The following is a 21,352-nucleotide window of genomic DNA, read 5'->3' as shown; positions in this document are numbered from 1 at the left end:
TCAACATGCGCAGAGGCCGCCAGCCGCCAGTGGCGGTGTGTGGCTGGGCGACGCTTTTCCTCTGGTTCGGAGCGGGCATGGACCTTGCTGAGGCTTCGGCATGCTCGAAGTGCAACCTCCCCCCCAAGCCCGTCCTCACACGCAGAGCCGTCGGCTCCGAGTCGATGGCCAACGTCGGCTTCTCGTTTCCCCGGGGGAACAAAGCGATCTACAACTGCTGAGCGGCGTTCTGGGCGCGACGCGCACCGGACCGGATGCGGAGGAGCTCGCCCAAAGCTTGCTCAGTGAGTGCGGCGGGCTGCCGGGGCTCCGCCGACTCGGAGTCGCGGGCTTGATTGAGTTCGGGTTGTTGGAGGGCCAGGCGCTCCGTCTGCTGAGCGCCCTCGAGCTGGGCGCGCGCAGCTTGCTCTGCGACCTCAGCGGCAAGCGCCGCTGCTTGGACCACTTCGAAGCGGTGGTCGACTGGGCGCGGCCGCGTCTCGCTACTCTCGATCACGAAGAGGTCTGGCTCTTGACGTTGGACGGGCAGAACGGACTGATTCAGAGCCGGCGCGTAGCCCAAGGCGGCCTGCACGGCTGCGCGCTGCTTCCACGGGATGTGCTGCGGCCTGCGCTTCGCGACGGTGCGAGCGCCTTCATCTTGGTCCACAACCACCCGAGCGGCGATCCCACGCCGAGCCCCGATGACGTGGACATGACCCGCCACCTGGTTGAGGCGGCGCGTCTGTTGGGCACGCCGCTCCTGGATCACATCGTCGTTGCCCGCGGAGGCGCCGCGTCGATGCTGGACCTGGGGGTGGTGTGAGGATTCGTGGGACGAGGTCGCCTCACAGCGAAAGGAAAAGATTGTTCCGCGAAAAATGAATGCGCAGAACGCAGCTCAAGGACACTGCACCACGAACATTCCACCGAGGGCGGCATCGGGTGCCCCGGAGCTGTAGTAATGCTGTAGCGAGCTGGCTATTCTCGACGCCAATGCAAGAGGCTGTCGAGACCACCACCGAAGGCGAGCCGCTGCAGTTTGCAGCTCTGACCGACGTAGGGAAACAGCGCGAGCACAACGAGGACAATTTCCTCGTGGATCGCCGAATGAGCCTGTTCCTGGTTTGCGACGGCATGGGCGGCCACGCCGCAGGAGAAGTCGCCAGCGCCATCGCCGTGCGGGCCTTCCATGAAGAACTCAAGCGCGAGTGGGAGATGATCGAAGACTACCGCGCCAAGAAGAGCGGCGCGGAGCGAGTGAGTCGCCGCGACATCATGAATATCCTCGAGTTTGCGGTGAATCGCTGCTCGAGCCGGGTGCATGAAGCGGCCAAGGCCGACGACTCGAAGCGAGGCATGGGCACCACCCTCGTCGGCACCCTGATCATCGGTAGCGAGGCGTTCATCGTCCACGTTGGGGACAGCCGACTCTACCTGTTGCGCAACGGCGCGATCGAGCAGGTCACCGAAGATCACAACGTGATGAACGAGCTGCTCAAGCGCAAGAAAATGTCGCGCGAGAAGGTCGAGCAGCTCCCGCAGAAGAACGCCGTCACCCGCGCCGTCGGTGTTTACGAGCACGTCGAGCCCGACACCCTGGTGCTCGACCTGGCGGCAGACGATCGGCTGTTGCTCTGCTCCGACGGGCTCAGCATGTACTTCGAGGACGACCTCGAGGGCCTGGGCAAGCTGCTGCGCACCGAGGACGAGAACGACGCCGTTCGGACACTCGTCGACACCGCCAACGAGCTCGGGGGAAAAGACAACATCACCGCATTGGTGATCACCTTCAAGACGGGTGAAGCCGGCGATGAGCGCGCGCGCAAGCTCGCATTGAAGCGCGAGATCCTCGCTCGCATGCCGCTGTTCCGTCCGCTGAACGATCGCGAGATCCTGCGGGTGCTGCAGGTCACGGACGCCGTTCAGTTCAACGACGGGCAGTTCGTGATGAAGGAGGGCGATACCGGCGACGAGCTGTTCATCGTGCTCAGCGGACGCGTGAAGGTGATGCACGGCGACGCAGTGCTGACGACGCTGAGTCCAGGAGAACACGTCGGCGAAATGGCGCTGATCCGCAGTCAGCCGCGGAGCGCGACGGTCGTTGCGGATGGACCGGCGGAGCTGATGGTGATCCGACGCACGGAGTTCTTCGAGATCCTGCGCAAGGAGCATCAGCTCGCGGTGAAGCTCCTGTGGCAGTTCACCTGTGTCCTCGCGGATAGGCTCGCCGCAACGAACAAGGAGCTGAGCTCCGCGAAGGAGGAGCTCGCGGAAGACGTGACCACGGAGATCTATCCCGAGGATGAAGAAGAGGATCGCAAGACGCTGGTCATGCTGCCTCCCCTCACGCTGGATGAGTCGTGATCGCCAAGCGCTGGATTTTGGGCGTGTTGCTCATGCTTTGCAGTGCCTGCGACGATCAGGCAACGAGCGCGCCGTCAGCAAGCGGATCGTCGTCGACGGGCAGCCTTGCCCAGGCTGCAGCGAGTAACAGCGCTCCCCCTGCGCACAGCAGCTTGGTCCCCCGGGTCGCGCCCGCCGCGACTCCCCAGTGTCGACTGATGGCGGTGACCGGCGCGGTGAAGCTGGGAGACGCCGCGGCGAAGCAGGGCGAACTCACCGCGGGAGAGAAGTGGCTGGAACTTGCCAAGGGTGAGCGCGTCGACGTCCAACACACGGCCAGCGCACGCCAGTGGAGCGTGATGGGTCCGGCGCGGCTTCGCGCATGCCCGCGAGGCGAGGAGGACGTGTGGCTGGCCTACGGAGACCTCAAGTCTGGCTCCGGCTCGGGCATGCGGCCCGGCGCTCAGGTGCGCGTCGCCACGCCTCAGGGGAGCGTGTGGTGGGGTGACACCAAGCTCACGCTGAAGGTGACCCGAACGGAGACCGCCGTCGCGGTAGAGACCGGAAACGCGCTGCTCGCGCCGGCGCCGGGCTCCACCCTGAAGGGGAAAGCGGAGGTTCAGGCGACCCAACAGGGCAAGCTCCTCGGCCCCCCGGCGGACGCGAAGCGCAGCGAGGTGCTGGTCAAGGCGTGCGAGGAAAGCGCACTGCAGGCTGCAAAGCTCGCTCAGGAGGTTCTGGCGCCGACAAACGCTGCCCCGGCACCGAGCTCGGCTGGAGACCGCGCAACGCGAGGCAACCTGGGCACGCGAGCCCGAGATCACGCGGAGTCTCGGGGAAAAGCCCGGAAAGTTTGTGCGGAGGCGTGGGCCAGTGTGGGCGCTGGAGACGCCAAAGGCGGGCCGCTGAGCGCCCTAGAAGGTCGGCTTGAAGCCGCAGACACCAAGTGGCGCGAGGTGCCGATGCCCGCGCGGAAGGCGCCGAGTGCCCAGGATAAGGGCGAGTGATGTTGACAGTTTTGGCCTGGCGCCGTTAGCGTCCGGCAGGCACGGGTGAGGGTCTCTCAGGCATGAGCAAACGCGACCTTAGTTTTCGTCAGCGCATGGGCGCAGGCGTGGGTGGAGTCCTTGGCGCTCCCTTCAGTTCGTTGGTCGGTCGGCCTCGACTCACAGCGCTCTTCGCTTTGACGAGCGTGAGCTTGCTGAGCACGACCGCGTTCGCGGAGGAGCCGCGCAAGGTCACGGAGCCCAACGTGTTGGGCGAACCGTCGGAAATCACGAACGTGGTGGACGCCTTCGACGGCGATGACCAGTTCGACCTGAGCCTGACGCTTGGCTACCAGCAGACCTGGAAGAGCGCGAAGATCCGCCGCGAGACGTTCATCGATCAGGGCGGTCTCGCGGGGGGTGGCTACACCGCGTCGGGGATGAACGTAGCTGAGTATTCGGAGACCACCGCGCGCCTCAACACCAAGGCAGAGATCGGCATCTTCAAGGACCTCGCGCTGATCATCCGCTTGCCGATCATCCTGTCGAACGATCGCGAGCTGAAGTCTCTCGAGGGCAGCGACAAGCAAGCCTCCATCGTCGCTCAAGGCGAGCCAGGCGAGCAGCTCTTCACGATCCCGTTCAAGTCACCGACCCGTAGCGGCATCGAGTACCTCGCGGTTGGCCTCGACTTCGGCATCATGAATCAGTACCGCGATTCGTCGAAGCCGACCTGGGTGTTCGGCTTTGAAGGGCGCTTCAACGTGTCCGAGCCGATGCACGCGTGCAGCGAGTCGACTCAGGGACTCAACCTGCCTGGCACCACGCAAAAGAAGTGCGCGCAGCCCGGTGACATCGATCGCGATGGTCAGCCCAACGAGTTCTTCGACGACACCAACGGCGACAACCTCCAGCTGGACGGCAGCAAGGGCGGCTCCCGTGAGGCGGGCGTTGGTCGGGGCACCACCGGCCTCGAGGTGCACACCTACCTGTCGAAGCGCATCAAGTACATCGAGCCCTACGGTGGCTTCAAAGCGCTGTTCGAGTTCCAGAACGAGTCCAGCGACTACGGCCAGTCGGATCTCAAGGGCTCCCTCGTGAATCACCCACCGCTGCGCGGAACCATCGTGATGGGTCTGAACGTGATCCCCTGGGAGGTTCGCGATCAATACCAGCGCGTGGCGATCGACTTCCGCTTCTCCGGCACCTACGTGTCCGAGGGTCGCGACTACTCGGAGCTCTTCGACGCCCTGGGCTCGAGCGACGCGCCGTCGCTGCGCTACCCGGCCTTCGCCGAATACCAGCGTGAGCGTCCGGGTTCCGATGTCTCCGTGGTGAACCCGGCCTCTCAGAAGGTCTACTTCACCGGACTCACCGACGTGCAGCAGCACGGCGAGTACCGCCTGAGCGCTGACTTCGTCTGGCAAGCTGGAGAGTACGTGAAGTTCAACGTCGGCGGCGCCTACACCATCGTGCAGAGCCACCTGATCAGCTTCGATCAGCCGTGTAATCCCGACTTCGCAAACGACGTTGGCAAGGCAGGTCCCTGCCGCCGGGGCGACCCAAGGCAAGTCACGCCGACCCCCACGGGCATTCCGAACCCCAACTACCGCGCCCCGATCAACGTGCCCGGGCGCCGCTTCAAGGTCGACGACTCGAACGCCTTCGAAGCCTGGCTCAACGCCACCGTGATGTTCTGATGCTCCGGCGCCTGCCCCCGTTGCCGCCTTTGCGGGCTGCATCGGTGCGGCAGGCATCCACGTCGGTGCACCCACTCGCATCACGAGCATCCGTGGTTCAGCTGTGGCAGGGTCTTTTCATGGCGAGGCGAGTCACCGCTCTAGCTTTGATCGCAGGTTTGGGGGTGAGTTGCATCGTCCCTTGCCGTGCGGCAGCGCAGCCCGCCGACCAGAGCCAGCCACCCAAGCCAGCGCCAAAGAGCGGCGCCGCCCCGGCGGGTAGCGCCTCACCCCCTGGACCATCCGCAGCACAAGCTTCGCCTCCAGCGGCGCCTACGGGGCCCGCTCCGAGCGCGCCTCCACCTGCTGCTCCAGCCGCGCCAACACCGAGCACACCGCCAGCTCCCGCAGACGGCGACAGCACACCCCCAGCGGACTCAGCCGCCGAGAAGCCTGACGTCTTCGACGAAGACTTGGACAACGACGACGAGGACATGGAGTCCGTGTTGTTGCTGCCCACACTGACTGTGGACCGCAGCACCGGGGAGTTCATCCGCCCAACGCGAGAGAAGCACCGCACCCTGTTCCGCTACGCGCGCAAGATGGACAGTATCCTCGCGGAAGTGGTTCAGGATATGAACCTCAGCCTCGGCATGACCGATCGCTCGGATTTCGACGCCGACCGCGTGACACAAGATGCGCTCGCGGAGCTGGGTGAAGGCACCGATTGGGTGTTGCTCCCGGAGCTCGCCGCGGAGCGTGGCAAGCTGCGCGTTCGCTTGACCGTCGTCGCGCCCGGCTCTTCGGTGCTCTTGGTGCGCACGGAGCTGGTCACGCCGCGGGATCTCGAGGTGCGCCTCGCAGTGATGGTGCGCGATCTGGTGCAAGTCGGCCGCGGTGGCCGTGGCGGTCAAGATCGCAGCCCGGTGCAGCTGACGACGCGGGATCGCGCTCGCGGCGACGGCCGCGCGGTGCTCGCGCTGAACAGCGCGGTGCTCGGGGGCTACATCGGCTACTCGCTGCAGCGCTCCAGCGGCTCCGATGATCCGCGGCTCACCTATCCGCTGATCGCGCTGGGTACTGGCATCGGCCTCGGCGGCTCGATGATCGTGGCGGATGAGTGGGACGTCGGTCTCGGCGACGCCTGGTACCTCTCGGCCGCGATGGTCTGGCCCACGTCGGCCGGGGTGCTCCTCGCGAGCGGCTACGACGTGCGCGAAGAAGACCAGTTCGCTTACGGCTTGGTCGGCGCAGCGATTGGCGTCAGCTCGGCGACCTTCGCGCTCACCTTCAAAGGCATGGGCGAAGGTGGCGCGGTGCTCACGCATTCCGGCGGCTTCTTTGGCCTGATGATCGGTGGCCTGACGCAAGTGGGCATCGACGGCAAGACCGACGAGACGCCGACCCGGGGCATGGGTTACGGCGCGGCCCTCGGCGTCGTTTCCGCGGGGTTACTTGCCACCCAGTTCGAGATCAGTGCCTCCCGCGCCTTGTTGATCGACTTGGGCATTGGGCTCGGGGCGCTCACCGGTGCCGCGGTGGCGAGTCCCCTGGTGTTCTCCGACGACACCGGCGAGAAAGAGAACCGCTACTGGGCGGGTAGCGTCGCTGCGGGGGCTGTTGCAGGCGCGCTCATCGCATACTGGATGACGCCGTCGGAGACCCAGGGGCTCTATGACAACGCCCCAAACCAGACGGCGCAAGCGGTCGACGTGCTGCCATACGCTGGTGTCGTGGGCTACAGTCAGGACCGTCAAGGCAAGCAGCACCCCGTCCCGGGCTTCGGCTTACAAGGCAGCTTCTAGTCAGGCGAGTCTGGCAGCGAACTACGGAGACAGGACACTAGGCGATGCTCGAGGAACGAGACGGGCTCGAGCTCGTCAGCGAAGAGGTCAAATCGACCGACGCCGGAGTTCGCCTGGATGTGTACCTGGCGCAGGTGCTGGGAGTCGGACGCCGCCAAGCCAAGGCGGCTCTTTCCGAAGCCCGCGTCGCGCTAAACGGGCGCCTGGAGAAGCGCGGTTCTCGACTGGTAGAGACAGGGCAGAAGGTCGAGCTCTTGCGCCCGCCCCTTGACCTAGTACCTGAGCCTGGTGCTCCCCTGCATATCCTCCTGGAAACGCCAGCGCTCGTTGTTCTGAACAAGCCAGCGGGGCAACCCACTGCCCCCCTCAGCACACTCGAAAAAGGCAGCCTCGCGGGTGCGTTGCTCGGTCGCTACCCTGAAATGCGTGACGTGGGACACGCGAAACGCGAACCGGGCCTGCTGCATCGCTTGGACAGCGCCACCAGCGGCGTGGTGCTGGCTGCGCGGACCCGAGAAGCCTTTGCTGCCCTGCAGGCGCGCCACGAACAGGACGCGATCACCAAATGGTACCTTGCGTGGGTGAGCGGCAGTCCCGAAGAACCAAGGGGCAGCATCCAAACCCAGCTCGGCCCGGACCCTCGCCGCAGCCGCGAGGTGGCAGTGGGCGGCAACTACGACGCCACCACAGGTTACGAGGTGCTCGAGAGATCGACGAACTCAAGCGGAGAAGTCAGCCTGGTGAGCCTCTGGGTGCACCGGGCGTATCGACATCAAGTGCGCGTGCACATGGCGCACATCGGCTGCCCGCTCCTCGGAGACGAGATGTACGCACCCCCGGAGGTCACGGCCCTCGCTCCCCGCCTGGCGCTTCATGCCGTGCGGATCAAGGTCTCCGGTGCGGCGCCTTACGCGCTAGACGTCAAAGCACCCGTGCCTCCAGAGCTCGAGAGTCTCGGAGCCTAGAGCGCTCGGCAGGCGCCAGGAGTTGTAGAGTCGCCTGAACGAAAGCTTTCCGCCCTACGCGGCGTGGGGCACCGGTGCCTGGTTGACCCGCACGGATTTGGGCGCGCCCGGAGCTGGCCTACGCTTCCGCGCGGCAAGCACCACGAGTAGCCGCTCCACGAGCGCGAGAGTCATGCTGTAGGTCGGGAGCTTCGGTCGGAGAATCGTTACCCGTTCGTCCTCATCACGACCACGGGTCCACACCACGCTGCGCGGCAGCGCCGAATAGGCCGCGGACTCGTCTTGCACGCGCACGATGACACAGGGCATCCCGACGGGGCCCGTGCCGGTCTGGTGATACTCGAGGCCCACTTCGATCGCCCTGAGCCCCCTGAGCCCTCGGCGCGGTAGAACCTCTAGGCGTAGCTCGTCGGGAACTTCGCTGCCTTCCGGGAAGCGCCCAACGAGGCGGGCGTCGACACCGCGACGCTTCGCGAGCTTCTTGATCAAGTACCGCAGCAGACGCCGGGGGCGTGCGACGGGATCCGGAGGCAGCTCACCAGCACGCCCAGTACAGAAGATCGGCAACAGGCTGGCGGAGCCCATCGCGACCATCATGCCGAAGTAGGGCGAACGCTTGAACACCAGCACGGCAACAGCCCCGAACGCGCCGAGCAGCAACACGAAGGTGAAGAACCCTGGCAGCCGTCCAGTGTCCAAGAAGCGACCTGGAAGGCTCGCCTCACTTGAATCCGCGCGGAGCCAGCGTGGCTCGAGGCCTCGCCAAGACCCTGGTCCGCGAATCACCTGACTCAGGCGCGGTGTTAGGTGGCTAGCGCACAGCATGCTCAGCACCAAGAGCACCCCAAAGCCCGTCGGCTGGTCTAGAAGCACACCCACGACGACAGCGGCACCCAGGATGATCCCAGCGAGCGCTCCTCGGAGGGGCGCTGGCAGCGGCAAGAGCACCCGGGCACGAGCCTCTCGAGCGGTGCACGCGAGCGATACGGCACGCGCCTTCAGCGCAACCAGCAACGCGTACAGCAGCGCGGCGAGCGCAGCCCCAGCCCACAGCGCTGCTCGCGGCAGCCCGTGGGGCCCTTGAGCCTCCACCAGAACCGGCTCTTCAGCGCCGGCTTCTTGAGAGAACGCGTCGAACGCGCCCGCATCGGCCTGGACGCGCCAGACGACGGGTTCCCCCTTCGCCACGTGGGGCCGCACCACCTCGAGCACATCGATTTCGCCCTCGCGGCTCAGGTTGCTGAGGAAGACGCCGTCAAACTCCTCGCTCATGCCGATCCCCGCGCTCGGCGACTGCACGTCAGGCACGTGAGGAGGCTTGGCAGCTCGAGGCAGCCGAAACACGACCTTGGCCGAGTCGACGCCGCTCTCCAGGCGAGGTCCCACCCAGCGCAGCTCGACACCCGCTCCTTTGGCCGTGATCAGGTCACGTCCGACGAGGTTCGTCTTGTAAGCGAAGCGGAAGAGGTAACGGCCCCGCCGCAGCCCCTTCTCGTTGTCGATCTCGATCTTGAGCGAACCGTCCTCGCTCTTCTCGATTAACAGCGGTGTGCTGTCGCTCACCCCAGCTCCAGCACGTGTGTTGGTCACGCTGGCGTTTGGCAGCACCTCGGCGTCACCATCTACTCCCGCGAGCTCAAAGCTCTTCAGCGGCCCGCCTCGAACGCGCATGATGAGCTCGTGAGTGACCACCGCGGTGCCATCGCGAGCGACCTCGACCGTGACCAGGTCGGAGCGCACCGATGTCTCAATCCAAGCCAGTGCTCCCGGAGCCCAGGCAAACAGCAGGAGTCCCAAGAGCAGAGCGAGGCCGTGTCGGAGCTTTGCACACATCTGCCACCTTCCTAGCCATGGCTCTCGCATCAAGGCCAAATTTGCTGGTCGTCGCCGCGCGCGAGCGACGCTTTCGAGATGCCGTACCGCTTGGCTCACTTCATGAAGTACCCACGAACCAATGCAGGCCTGGCGGGTGGCCCAGAAGCAGCCCGGAGGAGGCGCAAAGCGTCCGCTCGCTGTTTCCATGTTAGATACGTCGAGGGATCCGCCGGAACCTGATTACCGCGCGGTACTGAACTTCTGCACCCACACCTGTCTCGGATGGGGAATCCCCGAGGGAAGCGCCGACGGGCCTGGCCAAAGCCGCCGACGGAATCCGCCAACAAGTCGGATTCCGACAGCACCCTTGCTAATTGCAGCCGGCCGTCCCAACAAAGATCGACGAGCTGACGGCTTCCAGGACTACCCTGGAGGAAGCCGCGCCTCCCCAAGGACCAACGCCCCAACAACCATCGACCCGAGCGGCATGCAGCACTCCTGCGAGCACGAGTACTTCAGCGCAGTGGTCGAGGATGCAAGCGCGATTCCCAGCAGGACCGAGAGAAAGGTTGCCACAACATAGCGAACTGCCAGCAGTCAGCGCGTCAGATGGGAGCCGTACGGTGTATGGTCGTACTTCGCGCTCGGCGGCGCCAGCGTCGACTGCCGAACGGCCCTTCGCGGCCGGCCGCAACAGTTGGCATCAGATCCGCAATGCTGACAGACGTCAGGCAGAGCGATCCGCAAACAACAACTGCAACAGGCGCAGCCGAATCAAGAGCCGGCGACGGAGATAGTGGAGTTCTAGACGCCGAATCTATATCCTTGCGGAAATCAAGCTATCCAAGCAAACAACCAATACCTGGAATTGTCGCTGCTCCCGCAAAGACGACCAGGTCATAATCAAAGACCGGCCAATGAGCTGGCCGGGCAATTTCAAAGGAGAAACGTAGTGGCTGACATCAAGACTTCCGTTCAAAAGTGCATGGAGACCGATGGTTGCTTGGGAGCCGCCCTGGTTGACTTCGAGAGCGGTCTGGCACTCGGCATCGTGGGCAATCCTGGCTTTGACCTCGAGCTCGCGGCTGCCGGCAACGCTGAGGTCGTGCGCGCGAAGAAGAAGATCCGCGACAAGCTGGGTCTACCTGACAAGATCGAGGACATCCTGATCACGCTGAACTCGCAGTATCACCTGATCCGCATGGTCGGCACGACGATGTTCCTCTACGTCGTCCTCGACCGAAAGAAGTCGAACCTGGCGCTTGCCCGCAAAGACCTCGAGGCCATCGACAAGAACCTCGAGATCGCCCGCAGCTAGAATCAGTCTTCGTCGGGTGGGTCGCCACCTTCGCCCGCACGCTTCAACAGTTCGTAGAGGTGCTTCCGGCTCAGGCCGGCCGCGCTTGCAGCCTTGGAGTGGTTGTCGGGATAGCGCTGAAGCAGGGCATCCAGGTAGGCACGGTCAAAGCTCTCCAAGAGCTGCGATTTCGCCTCCCGGTATGGCAGGTGGGACGCCACTCCGGGGAACTGGATGCCCAGGTGCGCGGGACTGCTGGCGGCTGGGCCCAGATTGATCAGAAGATCAGCAAACGCTGGCCGGGCGCTTGAGGCGAGGGCGAGGGCGCGAGTGAGGACATTGCGCAGCTCGCGAACGTTCCCCGGCCAGGCGTAGCCCTGCAGCAACCGCAGGTTCTCGCCCCCGAGTTCCGAGTCGGAGACCTTGCCGTCCAGGAGCACCTGCACCAGGCCAGGTATGTCCTCAGGACGATGACGAAGCGGGGGGATGCGCAGCCGAATCACCTCAAGTCGGTAGAGCAAATCCCCTCGGAAATTCCCTCGCCTCACCTCGGCGTGAAGGTCGCGATTGGTTGCAGCGATGACGCGCACGTTTACACGCCGCATGTTGTTCTCACCCACTCTGCGGATCTCGCCCGTTTCCAGGACACGCAACAGTCGCGGCTGAAGATCCAGTGGCAACTCGCCGATCTCGTCCAGAAAGATGGTCCCGCCGTCTGCCTGCTCGAACGCTCCGATGCGGTCCGCGAGAGCACCTGAGAAGGCCCCGCGCTTGTGGCCAAAGAGCTCCGTCTCCGCGAGGTTGACCGGCACAGCACCACAGTCGAACGTCACGATAGGCGTGCTCGATCTCGAGGAGGCCTCGTGAACCGACTGGGCTACGAGCTCCTTGCCGGTTCCGCTTTCTCCCTCCACGAGCAAGGTGACATCGGTGTCCGCAACTCGCTCGAGTACGGAAAAGATCTCCCGCATCGCGACTGATTCGCCAACCAAGCGACCGAAGCGGCGACTCGTCGCTGGCTGCACCTCCCGAACCTGTAGCCGCGGCTGGATGCTGAGCGTCGTCCCCCCCAGGCGCAGCACCGCGCCAAGGGTGACCTCCGCTTCGCCAATCCTGGTTGCGCCAAGGAAAGTGCCATTCCGACTCTGCAGGTCCCGAACGAAGACTCGGCCGCCAGAGCAAGTGAAGCTCGCGTGACGCCGCGAGACCGCGGCATCCCCTAGCACCAGGTTCGCGCCAGCATCTGCGCCCACGATGACCTCGGCATCCAGAGCGCACTCCGCTCCAGCGTCGGGTCCGTCGAGCACGACCAGCTTCATGCGGACGCCGCGGGAGCTCAGCGCCTCCGCCAGGTCAATCGTGAGCTCAGACCCCATGTGGGGCACTTGTGCCGCGAGGGGGCGGGGCCGTCAAGGCGCTTCCAACCCCCAGTCCGTTGCCCGGAGTATCACGCGGTTTCGCGTGTAGCTTGGTGCGCCGCGTGGGCGCTCACGAGCGACTGGCACCGATACACCGTAGCTCCTGGCACCCAGTTATATTTCCGCACGGCTTCTTTCATCTCCGCGACGGCGACTGAACAGTCGAGAGCAGTCGGCTCCCTCGCCCACAGCCACCTCATCCCGAGTGGTACCCGCACCACACACTTGGCTCCTCGATGCGTTACCCGAGCGAACCACTTCGAAGCCACCACGGCGCAAATACCCCGCAAACAGTCGGTATTGGGCCTCGGCACGACCGTTGCTGAAGGGACTAGCGACGGCCAAAAGGGCCGAAATCAAAAGAGGGAATTCGAAATGTACAAGTTCAAGCAACTACTCGCTGGTGTGACATTCGTTGGTGCGTTGGCCGCGGCCTTCCTTGGAGCGGCCCCGGAAGCCCAGGCAGGAGCCAACACCTGCAAGAACGTGAAGTTCAAGTTCACCAACAGCCACCCAGACAACCGCGACATCCAGGTCGTGAGGGTGGAACATCACAGCGAACACGACGGCAAGTGGCGCAACGAGGACGTCCCCAACGAGACCTGCTCACCGGGCGCGACGTGTACCACGAACGGGGACAATCTCTCCGGAGTCGAAGGACGGAACATCGACAAGGTGCGCTTTCACTACAAGGTTCGCGATGCCGCGGGGAACTGGTCGGCGGTGATCGTCGGGAACAATCGCCAGGTGTCTGGCGACCAAGAGTGCAAGATCAACAAGGTCTACGGCCCCTGGGCAATCACCGGCTAGCAGATGCGTTCCGAGGCGCGGGGTCTCCTCCCCCCCCGCGCCTCACTGACGCGTGCGTCGGGCGTTCGCGGGGTTCAGCGCGGTACCGTCGTCCGGCAGTTCCACAGTGACGCGAGCGGTCTCTTCGGAAATCGGCTGCACTGGCTCTCCGCGCGGCTGGCTGCGTTCCTCCTCGTCCCAGCTGACGGCGAGCGCGGCTTCCGTGCGCAGCGGCGCAAGCGGTCGCGGAGGATCAACGCCAAGTAGCTCCGCCAGCTCGAGAATCGCGCATCGAGAGTCCGAGGGACGCAGCCCGGGATCCAGTGCGGTCATTCCGGCAAACCAGTCGTCAAAAGCCTGCGGCAGCTCGACGCCGCGCAAGGCGGCACGGGTCCCCGCCTTCTCGCGCACACCACCCTGTAGCCGCTCCACCAACTCAACCACGCTGCCGCAAGCCTGCTGTTCCGCGCGAAAATACTCACCCCCTACGAGCATCGAGTAAGCCACTTGTCCCAAGGCATAGATGTCCGCAGCAGCGCTGGAAGCGCCGCCACGCAGCTGCTCGGGAGCCATGAAGAGCGGCGTGCCCATGGAGTGGCTGGAGTTTGCAAGCCCAGTCGGCCCCACCAGCTTGGCGACTCCAAAGTCGAGTACTTTGACTATCGGCGTCCCTCCAGGCCGAGTCGTGAGGAACAGGTTACCGGGCTTCAGATCACCGTGTACGACGTGCTTCTGATGCGTGCGTTCCAGCGCTGCAGCAGCGCACCCCAGATAGAACGAAGTCTGTTCCGCGGAGAAACGCCCCTTGCGAATCAAACGCTCGCCCAGGTTCTCGCCCCTCAGGCGCTCCATGACCAGAAACGGCTGGCCGAGGTGCTCGTCGAACCCAGCGTCGAGCACGTCAACCACGTATTCAGAGCCCACGCGGGCGGCCAAGCGACACTCCCGGACGAAACGCTTCCGGAAGTCGGGTGCCTGAGCGAAATCCGGCCACAACAACTTGATCGCAACGTCGCGCTCCGTCACGGAGTGTTGCCCCGCATAAACGCCGCCGAAACCCCCGACACCGAGCAATGCGCCGATTACGTACCTGCCCCCGAGCAGTCGTCCCGTATAGTCCGCTGGCTCCATTCGAACTCAGTCTAGTGTTACAACGGGGCACGACCAAATCCCGGATTCCGGGGGGGATGGGGGCCAGCGGCCGGCGGCACGCGGAGGCAGCTGAAGAGGATTCACTTCCGGGGATGAGCATTGGCAGCGCTCGCCTCGAGTCGTTGGAAGAGAGAGGTAGATCCAGTGGTGCAACTGCACAAGCTTCGTGGGTTTCTCGTGTTTTCTGCCTGGCTAGCGGCCGCGTGCGGCTCCGACACCAGTGATGAACGCGCAAAGGCGGCGGACCTCGGTCAGGGCTGCAGCATCAACTCGGACTGCAAGAACCCATACGTCTGCGCGTTCTCGCGCTGCCACGTCGAGTGCGAGGACACCGCGCGCGACTGCGAGGCACCATCCCGCTGCGTGAAGTGGGAGGGCGTCGGAGTCTGTCAACTGGACGACGAGATCACCTGCGGCGAGAGCAAGCCGTGTCCGGGCAAGCAGGTGTGTTCCGCGGGCTTCTGTCGCGACTACTGCACGGACATGAGCGAGTGTCTAAGCACTCAGAGCTGCGTGCAGTCGGTCTGTGAGGACACCGGCTCAGGCGGTTCCGCAGGGCAATCATCAGGCGGTGCGGCAGGAGGCGGCGCTGGTGGAGTCGGCGCGGGAGGCGCCGGGGGCGCTTCGGGCGGTACTAGCCAAACCGGGGGCAACTCGGGCGTCGGGGGCAACTCAGGCAGCGCTGGACAAGCGACGGGCGGAACAGGCGGACAAGCGACGGGCGGAACCGCTGGGCAGGCAACGGGCGGGACGGCCGGACAAGCGACGGGCGGAACCGCTGGGCAGGCAACGGGCGGAACGGCCGGACAAGCGACGGGTGGAACCGCGGGAACTGGCGGCGGCGGTGCCACGTTGCCCGCGCCGGTCGCCTATTGGCCCTTCGATGACGTTGGAGGAGGTGCGGCCGACAGCTACGGCGACCTGCTGGGGACCATCAAGGGGGACGCGCAGAGCGTGGCCGGCCGGGTTGGCAAGGCGCTGGAGTTCAACATCAGCACCCTGACTCAGAACGTCACAGTCAACTACCGGCCTGAGATCAACGCCGCCACGGCTTTGACGATTTCCGCGTGGATTAATCCTTCCACCTTCCTCAACTCCAGCGCCGGCTCCCGAACCTTCATGCATCTGCAGACGACGACGACGTTACAGTATGTCGGCGGCTCGCTTCGCTTCGTGGTCTACAGCGGTGCTGGTGCACCCACCAATCTCGACCACGCCGTGGACCTCTCTCCGGGCGGTTGGCACCACTTGGTTGGGACCTACGACGTCGCGGCTGGCAACCAAATGGAACTCTATCTCGACGGGACGCGCGTCGCGTTTCAGGCGGGGCCTGGATCCATCGGCGCCACCAATCAACCGCTCTACATCGGTTCCAACGTCGCGTATCAGCAACCCTTCGTCGGCAAGATGGATGAAGTGAGCTTTTACAAGCGCGGCCTGTCTCAGGCTGAAGTTTCCGCCGCGTACTCGGCGGGCATGGCGGGTCAAGCGCTGCCGGACTGCAGCGCCTGTGTATCACCAAGCTTCCACTGGAAGTTCGACGACAGCGTGGACACCACAGTGCCCGACGCGGTCGCCGCCCATTCAGGGACCAATGTAGACGGCGCCGCAAGCGTTCCCGGCAGAGTTGGCACGGCGCTCAAGTTCGTCCACTCAGCAGACCAGGTGGTCGTGCCTCACGCCGCCGCGCTCACCCCCCCGAACGCGTTGAGCGTCACGCTTTGGATCCGTCCGAGCGTCACGATTCAAGTCACCGATCCAGAGCATACCGGACTGATCGAGAAGTGGAACTACCCAGACGGCTATCAGATCATCGCCGGAGGCACATACGCGCCTCGCGCGAACATCGGACCAGCCGTGCACGGCATCTCCCAGTCTTTCCTCGCGGATACCTGGTATCACGTCGCCCTCGTTTGGGATGGCCAAGCGATCCAGCTGTATGTGAACGCCTCCAGCAGTACGGCTCCGACCGCGCAAACCGGACCGCTCGGCAGCGCGGCGGTGCCGCTTTACCTTGGGGGCAGTGGCATCCTCGGCAAGCAGTATCAAGGCCTGATGGACGAGGTCGCTCTCTACGACGTCGCGCTCACCCCGGATCAGGTAGCAGCGTCTCTCGCGCGGGGGGCTGCTGGGCAACCCGTGTGGCCCTAGTCTCGCGGTGTGGCGCCTGAACAACCTGCGGCGCGGGGGACACCGCGCCTACCAGTTTCGTGCCTTCAGGCCCAAACCGACCCCGCCCATCATCGGCATCGGGGTGAGCCCGAAAGACACCAGGAACTCGCTGTCGGCGCCTGGCTCGAAACGGTCAGGGTCATCTCCCGCGATGAGCAGATAGCTACCAACTCCCGCCGCGACAACGCCCAGTCCAAGCGCTGCCCATCCGTACCCAAAGCGCCCGTTCGCGGCCTCGATGTCATCCACCAGGGTGTTGAGGTCTTTGCAGTCATCAGCCAGGTCGCTCAGGCCCGGCCAGCAGTCGCCGCTGCTCTCGTGCCTTGGTGCCTCCTGATTGAAGGTGCGCTGCGCGTCTTGCTGCTGACCACGGTTCCAAAGCAAGAAAGCAACCGCGCCGACCCCGATCGCGGCGCCACCCCCGACGCCCACCCAGCCCCACGTACGCTGGCTGAGTGCTGCGTCACGGTAGTCGCGCCGGTAGCTGGCGTCTGGAATCAGTTCCACGTCTACGCGGTAGCCGCCGCGAGGCACGTCGACCTCTCGCTCGAAGCTCACGAAGCCCGCGCGCTCGACGCGTAGGCGGTGTTTGCCCGGGGGCACGACGAGCGACGTCGACTGGATGACTTCGTCGTCCACCCAAATCACCGCGTTGTCTTCCCGAACGCGCACGTCGAGGCGCCCACCGCTGCGACGGAGCGCGCGAGTGTCCACCCGAGGACACGCGTCCAGCTCTGCCGCGACCGCCGACCCAAACGCGATCTTCCGCCGGACCGCAACGTACCCCTCCCGCGTCAGCTCAACGACGTGGTTCCCAGGTTGGACGCTGAGCGGCGCCGGGAGTGGCGTCTCACCCAGAACTGCCCCGTCGACCCTCACTTCCGCGTCCGGCAGCGTACAATTCACTCTCAGCAACGCTTGCGCCGCCTGGTGGGCTTCCAGCGTCACCTTCACGACTCGAGTCTCACCGCCAGCAACGCTCAATGAGACCCGCTGAGCTCCGCGACCCGGAGCGCTGACGGTCAAAAAATGTCGACCGCTCGTCACCCGCAGAGGCTTCGAAGTCAGCTTGTGGGACTCGCCCGCCAGCTCCACCTCCGCATCGTCGGCATTCACTTCCACGCGGATATAGGCGATGCGAGCCAGCACACGCTCTCGCATGCTACGCGCGTGCTCGAGCTGCTCGGGTCCCAAACCCGTCGGATCTTTCAACACGGTTTCCAGCGCGTCGAACGCCTCCACCATGCGCCCTGCCGACGCCTGTACCAGTCCAATGTTGTAGAGCACCCGAGGATGCGGGACGAGCGCGTAGGCCCGCTGAAACTCCGCGAGGGCGCCCTCGACATCTCCCTGATCCGTCAGTCGCAGACCGCGATCAAAGCGCTCCCTCGCTTCCGTTCGAGCATCCTGAGCGCCGAGCTCGGGGACCGCTAGCGCAAAACTCAAACCCGCCCCAAGGGCTAGCAGCGATCGCAAGTAACGAGAGCCTCGCATATTAGTAGGGGTTTGCCGTGTCGAGCTGAAGCTTCTCGCTTCGGCTCGGATCGCGGGGTGCGCCCTGCACCGTAGGAGGTGCTGCGCCCGGCGAGGACGCGGCGGGACGAGCTGCCGCTGAAGGTTGCACGGAGGGAGGGCGGCCGGAAAAGGAGGCAGAGGGCGGAGCGTCGGGCGCTTGCGTCGACGCGCGTTCCGCGCTCGCGCTGAGGCTGAGAACGGGCGATGGCCTCGCCGCGCTGGCGAGCACCGAGTCCACCGGCGAGTCGCCAGTGGCGGTAGCTACGGGTGACTCCGCGGGATCGTTGGGCGTGCGAAGCAGCGCGAACCCGAGCGCCGTGAGCAAGCCAAGCAGCAGACCGACAAACAGCATCGGCCGATACACCCCACGCCCGCGAGGGCGCTCGACGCTCGGCTCGATCTTCGGAGGAGACGCCCGGCCTTGTTCTAGCGCAAGCTGGAGTTCTCTTGCCGTGTGGAATCGATCTTCGGGCTCGCGCGACATAGCCCGAGCAATCGCGTCGCTCACCTCCTTGGGGATGTCGCCGCGGAGTACATCCAACGTGTCGTAGCTACCTTCGTTCAGTCGCACGCTGAGCTCAGGCAGGCTCTCCGCCTCGAACGGGCGCTTCCCTGTGAGGCATTGATAGGCGATCACTCCGAGCGCGTAGATGTCGCTCTCGATCGAGGCAGGCCGGCGCTTCAACAGCTGCTCCGGCGCCATATAGAACGGCGTGCCGAGCAGCGCGCCTTCCCGGGTCAACGCCGACGTGAGGTCGAGGTCGATGTCGAACTTCGAGATGCCAAAGTCCAAAATTTTGATGAACGGCGCACCTCGGACGCTGGCGACGAACAGGTTTTCTGGCTTGAGGTCGCGGTGCACGATGCCCGCATCGTGTGCGGCCTGAACTCCCTCGCAGACCTGGCTCAGTAACTCGAGGCAAAAGGCCAGCTCCAGCGCTCCCTGCGCCTCGAGCAACTCGTCGAGCGACTGCCCCTCGAGCAGCTCCATCAACAGGAAGGGCGAGCCATCATCGAGGATCCCTGCATCGAACGTCTCCACGACGTGAGGACTCCCAATGCGCCCCGCGGCGGTGGCTTCGCGAAGGAACCGCTCTCTGGCCGTCGACGCCTGAGCAATGCTCGGGTGCAGCAGCTTGAGGGCCCGGGTGTGGTGCGTGAAGAGGTGCTCCACCTCATACACCGCGCCCATTCCCCCGGCGCCAACGAGCCGCACTACGCGCAACTTGCCCGCAACGACATCCCCTGCGCGTAGGCTGTTCACTCGCGGCTAGTCTCCGTCATGATCCGCTGCGTGACCAGCCCTGCGCGGCAGCGCGATTTGCGTGCGCCCCCAGGGCGCGCCGAGGGTCGAAGCGCGCCGAGGGTTGAGGCGCTCTCAGGGTCGAGGCGCTCTCAGGGTCGAGGCGCTACGGGTGGCGGCGGCGCTGGCATCGGCATGGGCACTGGCGGAACCGCTCCGAAGCTCTGGAGCCCGTAGCCAATCAGCCCGCCCACATCAGTGATCATCTCCTTTGGCACCACCACTTCGTAGCTGAGGGTTGGGCCTGCGCTGACTTGAACCTGAATCAATCCGGGCGACTCGCCCCGATTCGGCATGGCCTGCAACACAGCCTCTGCGTCCTTCGCCGACGCCGCGTTCATCACGCCGAGCTTCAGCGCATCCGTGAAGCGCTGAAGCGTCACGAAGCCGCCTGCCACGAAGCTACCAGTGCGCAGCTTCTCCAGGTCGGGTCGGGTGGCGAGCGTCTTGGCAGGCGTGCCTGCGGCGGCAATCGCTAGCTCGCTCACCAGCTTGGTCTCGTCGGCGCTCATTCCGATCCACGTGTAGGGACCGTCGGGCACGACAATCACGACGACGGGCAGCGCCTTCGCAACCGGACGCTTCTGCGCCTTCGCTCCAGACGGTGGCTCTTCGTAGTAGTCATCAGAGCGGAAGGCGTCTCCGGGAATGGCCACCTCGTACGCAACACTTCCGCGCGGCAACTTACCCTTGGGTCCGCGGCGCTTGATGGGGCCGAGCTTGTCGATGTCGGAGCCGACCTCCTTCTTGAGCACCGCCCGTAGGTTACGATCAGCGCTGACCTTCACCAGATGATCGAGGTAGGCGATGGTGCGCTTCGAGTCTTCCTGCAGCCCGACGACGTGCCACGCGAGCTGCGATCGCATCACCTCGCGCTCGAACTCGACAGTGCCGCGCTTGACCTTGGTGTCCGCGGTCACTGCACCCGAGGCGTAGACACTGCTTCCCTCATTCACCCAGAGCTTGTCGACTAGACCGACCAGGTTCTTGCGTGGACCGGCGGCCATTTTCTGAGAGGCGAGGTACGTGTCGAGCAACTCGGACAACGACTTCTGAATCGGCGCAAACGCGGCGGCGTCTCCACCGATGCCAAACGTCGCGCTCGTTGCGTCGCGGGGCAAATCCCAGAACATCGCCGGTGCGGGCTTGGCGCGGCGCCCAGAGTCCTCGACCCGCTGGGCGATCCAAGACTTCTTACCGCGGAACGCCAGCTCGAACTTGACGCGCGCCTGCGCAGGAGACGACTCCAGCATGCCCTTCAAGCGCAGCGCGTCCAGATCCTCAACCAGTGCCAGCCCCTCGTCGAGCAACGCAGTGGCAACATCGCTCACCGCGCGATCGAAGGGCGCGAAGCCGCTCTGAAGTTCCTCGCGGATAAAGGGCATCGCGAGACGGCGAAGCTTCGGCAGATCCGCCGCGTAGCGCTTGCGGAAAGGCTCGGCGCGCACTTCAACGCTGATGTCGTCAGGGCCGAGATCCTCATTCGGCAAGCCGCGAGTCGCGAAGTCGAGCAGCGCGTCGATAGACTTCTTTCCGTCTCCGCACACCAAGCGCGCGGGCGCCTGTCCCAGCGAGCGGGCGACCACGCAGTCCGAGTCGACGCGATATACACCAGGGGCGATGCGCTCCGCGCGCTCACCTTGGTCCTTCGAGAACTTGAGCGCGCTGTCCAGAGAGGTCAGACCGACGCTGAAGACCGCGCGGAATTTTGGCTCCTGCATGGCACCCCCGTCGTCCATGCTGACCATGACGTCCACGGGAGCGTTCAGGTCCACGACCCGCTCAATGCCAGGTAGCCCCTGCTGCATGGCGTCGCGCCAGCGCATGGGGAGGGTGACCCAGCTCTCGACGGTGTCCGCGAGTTTGCTCGGGTTCTTCAGGCGACCCACGAGGAACACTCGGTCAGGTGCACTGACAGGTTGAAGTGGCGGTGCAGCCTCGCCCTCCATGCCCTCCGCGATGGGCGTCGCCTGGCCGCTGTCCGTATCCGGCGCTGCGGGCGTCGGCGTCGCCCCTCCACCACACGCCACACACACCACGCTCGCAAGGAGCAGTGTCTTTCCCCGGCTAGAAATCATCGCGAGACCTTATCCGGCTTCGCACGAAGCGCAAGCGTGGCCACTCGAGCCGC

At 64.9% G+C, this 21,352-nt stretch carries 15 protein-coding genes; 9 read left to right on the top strand and 6 right to left on the bottom strand.

What is annotated here, in order from left to right:
• The first annotated feature begins 100 nt into the window (after nucleotides 1–100).
• The 6 genes from H6718_17055 (at nucleotide 101) to H6718_17030 (ending at nucleotide 7,760) form a co-directional block, all read left to right on the top strand.
• Entirely contained in the window at nucleotides 101–805 is a 705-nt protein-coding gene (locus H6718_17055) for a JAB domain-containing protein (protein ID MCB9587110.1), read from the top strand.
• 170 nt (nucleotides 806–975) lie between these two features.
• Nucleotides 976–2,346 (top strand): Stp1/IreP family PP2C-type Ser/Thr phosphatase, encoded by a 1,371-nt coding sequence (locus H6718_17050; protein MCB9587109.1) that lies wholly within the window; start codon nucleotides 976–978, stop codon nucleotides 2,344–2,346.
• The gene (locus tag H6718_17045) at nucleotides 2,343–3,332 is read left to right on the top strand and encodes a hypothetical protein (protein ID MCB9587108.1); all 990 of its coding nucleotides are present in this window, start codon (nucleotides 2,343–2,345) and stop codon (nucleotides 3,330–3,332) included. Before H6718_17050 ends, H6718_17045 begins: the two co-directional genes overlap by 4 nt.
• A 62-nt stretch (nucleotides 3,333–3,394) precedes the next feature.
• Nucleotides 3,395–5,011, top strand: coding sequence for a hypothetical protein (locus H6718_17040; GenBank protein MCB9587107.1), 1,617 nt, complete (start codon nucleotides 3,395–3,397; stop codon nucleotides 5,009–5,011).
• A 119-nt stretch (nucleotides 5,012–5,130) separates the two neighbouring features.
• On the top strand, nucleotides 5,131–6,795 hold the full coding sequence (locus H6718_17035; protein MCB9587106.1) for a hypothetical protein: 1,665 nt from the start codon (nucleotides 5,131–5,133) through the stop codon (nucleotides 6,793–6,795).
• Between the two features lie 44 nt (nucleotides 6,796–6,839).
• A complete protein-coding gene (locus tag H6718_17030; protein ID MCB9587105.1) occupies nucleotides 6,840–7,760 on the top strand; it encodes an RluA family pseudouridine synthase in 921 nt (306 codons plus the stop codon).
• Between the two features lie 54 nt (nucleotides 7,761–7,814).
• On the opposite strand, the gene H6718_17025 is transcribed toward H6718_17030, so the two are convergent.
• Nucleotides 7,815–9,593, bottom strand: coding sequence for a hypothetical protein (locus H6718_17025; protein ID MCB9587104.1), 1,779 nt, complete (start codon nucleotides 9,591–9,593; stop codon nucleotides 7,815–7,817).
• Nucleotides 9,594–10,560: 967 nt separating this feature from the next.
• Between H6718_17025 and H6718_17020 the strand changes: the two genes are divergently transcribed.
• A complete protein-coding gene (locus H6718_17020; GenBank protein MCB9587103.1) occupies nucleotides 10,561–10,893 on the top strand; it encodes a hypothetical protein in 333 nt (110 codons plus the stop codon).
• 2 nt (nucleotides 10,894–10,895) lie between these two features.
• On the opposite strand, the gene H6718_17015 is transcribed toward H6718_17020, so the two are convergent.
• A complete protein-coding gene (locus tag H6718_17015; protein ID MCB9587102.1) occupies nucleotides 10,896–12,248 on the bottom strand; it encodes a sigma 54-dependent Fis family transcriptional regulator in 1,353 nt (450 codons plus the stop codon).
• A gap of 417 nt (nucleotides 12,249–12,665) precedes the next feature.
• Here H6718_17015 and H6718_17010 point away from each other — a divergent pair, with 417 nt between their 5' ends.
• Entirely contained in the window at nucleotides 12,666–13,100 is a 435-nt protein-coding gene (locus H6718_17010; protein MCB9587101.1) for a hypothetical protein, read from the top strand.
• Nucleotides 13,101–13,142: 42 nt separating this feature from the next.
• Here the strand turns inward: H6718_17010 and H6718_17005 are convergent, their stop codons facing one another.
• Entirely contained in the window at nucleotides 13,143–14,210 is a 1,068-nt protein-coding gene (locus H6718_17005; protein MCB9587100.1) for a serine/threonine protein kinase, read from the bottom strand.
• A gap of 168 nt (nucleotides 14,211–14,378) precedes the next feature.
• Between H6718_17005 and H6718_17000 the strand changes: the two genes are divergently transcribed.
• On the top strand, nucleotides 14,379–16,382 hold the full coding sequence (locus H6718_17000; GenBank protein MCB9587099.1) for a LamG domain-containing protein: 2,004 nt from the start codon (nucleotides 14,379–14,381) through the stop codon (nucleotides 16,380–16,382).
• A 48-nt stretch (nucleotides 16,383–16,430) separates the two neighbouring features.
• Here H6718_17000 and H6718_16995 read toward each other — a convergent pair whose 3' ends face one another.
• The 3 genes from H6718_16995 to H6718_16985 form a co-directional block, all read right to left on the bottom strand.
• Nucleotides 16,431–17,879: a PEGA domain-containing protein gene (locus tag H6718_16995; protein MCB9587098.1), complete on the bottom strand. Its 1,449-nt coding sequence runs from the start codon at nucleotides 17,877–17,879 to the stop codon at nucleotides 16,431–16,433.
• Between the two features lie 19 nt (nucleotides 17,880–17,898).
• The gene (locus tag H6718_16990) at nucleotides 17,899–19,182 is read right to left on the bottom strand and encodes a serine/threonine protein kinase (protein ID MCB9587097.1); all 1,284 of its coding nucleotides are present in this window, start codon (nucleotides 19,180–19,182) and stop codon (nucleotides 17,899–17,901) included.
• Nucleotides 19,183–19,313: 131 nt separating this feature from the next.
• Entirely contained in the window at nucleotides 19,314–21,299 is a 1,986-nt protein-coding gene (locus H6718_16985; protein MCB9587096.1) for a hypothetical protein, read from the bottom strand.
• Nucleotides 21,300–21,352 lie beyond the last annotated feature (53 nt).

The sequence above is a fragment of the Polyangiaceae bacterium genome, assembly GCA_020633205.1.
In the GTDB taxonomy this organism is placed as follows: domain Bacteria; phylum Myxococcota_A; class Polyangia; order Polyangiales; family Polyangiaceae; genus JAHBVY01.
Note: the sequence above shows the minus strand (reverse complement) of the source record. Positions and strands in the feature narration are given on the sequence as shown.

Coding starts and splice junctions, on each gene's coding strand:
- H6718_17015 (MCB9587102.1), bottom strand. CDS start 12,248: ATGGGGTCTGAGCTCACGATTGACCTGGCGGAGGCGCTGAGCTCCCGC.
- H6718_17005 (MCB9587100.1), bottom strand. CDS start 14,210: ATGGAGCCAGCGGACTATACGGGACGACTGCTCGGGGGCAGGTACGTA.
- H6718_17030 (MCB9587105.1), top strand. CDS start 6,840: ATGCTCGAGGAACGAGACGGGCTCGAGCTCGTCAGCGAAGAGGTCAAA.
- H6718_17050 (MCB9587109.1), top strand. CDS start 976: ATGCAAGAGGCTGTCGAGACCACCACCGAAGGCGAGCCGCTGCAGTTT.
- H6718_17055 (MCB9587110.1), top strand. CDS start 101: ATGCTCGAAGTGCAACCTCCCCCCCAAGCCCGTCCTCACACGCAGAGC.
- H6718_16985 (MCB9587096.1), bottom strand. CDS start 21,299: ATGATTTCTAGCCGGGGAAAGACACTGCTCCTTGCGAGCGTGGTGTGT.
- H6718_17035 (MCB9587106.1), top strand. CDS start 5,131: ATGGCGAGGCGAGTCACCGCTCTAGCTTTGATCGCAGGTTTGGGGGTG.
- H6718_17020 (MCB9587103.1), top strand. CDS start 10,561: ATGGAGACCGATGGTTGCTTGGGAGCCGCCCTGGTTGACTTCGAGAGC.
- H6718_17040 (MCB9587107.1), top strand. CDS start 3,395: ATGAGCAAACGCGACCTTAGTTTTCGTCAGCGCATGGGCGCAGGCGTG.
- H6718_17025 (MCB9587104.1), bottom strand. CDS start 9,593: ATGTGTGCAAAGCTCCGACACGGCCTCGCTCTGCTCTTGGGACTCCTG.
- H6718_17010 (MCB9587101.1), top strand. CDS start 12,666: ATGTACAAGTTCAAGCAACTACTCGCTGGTGTGACATTCGTTGGTGCG.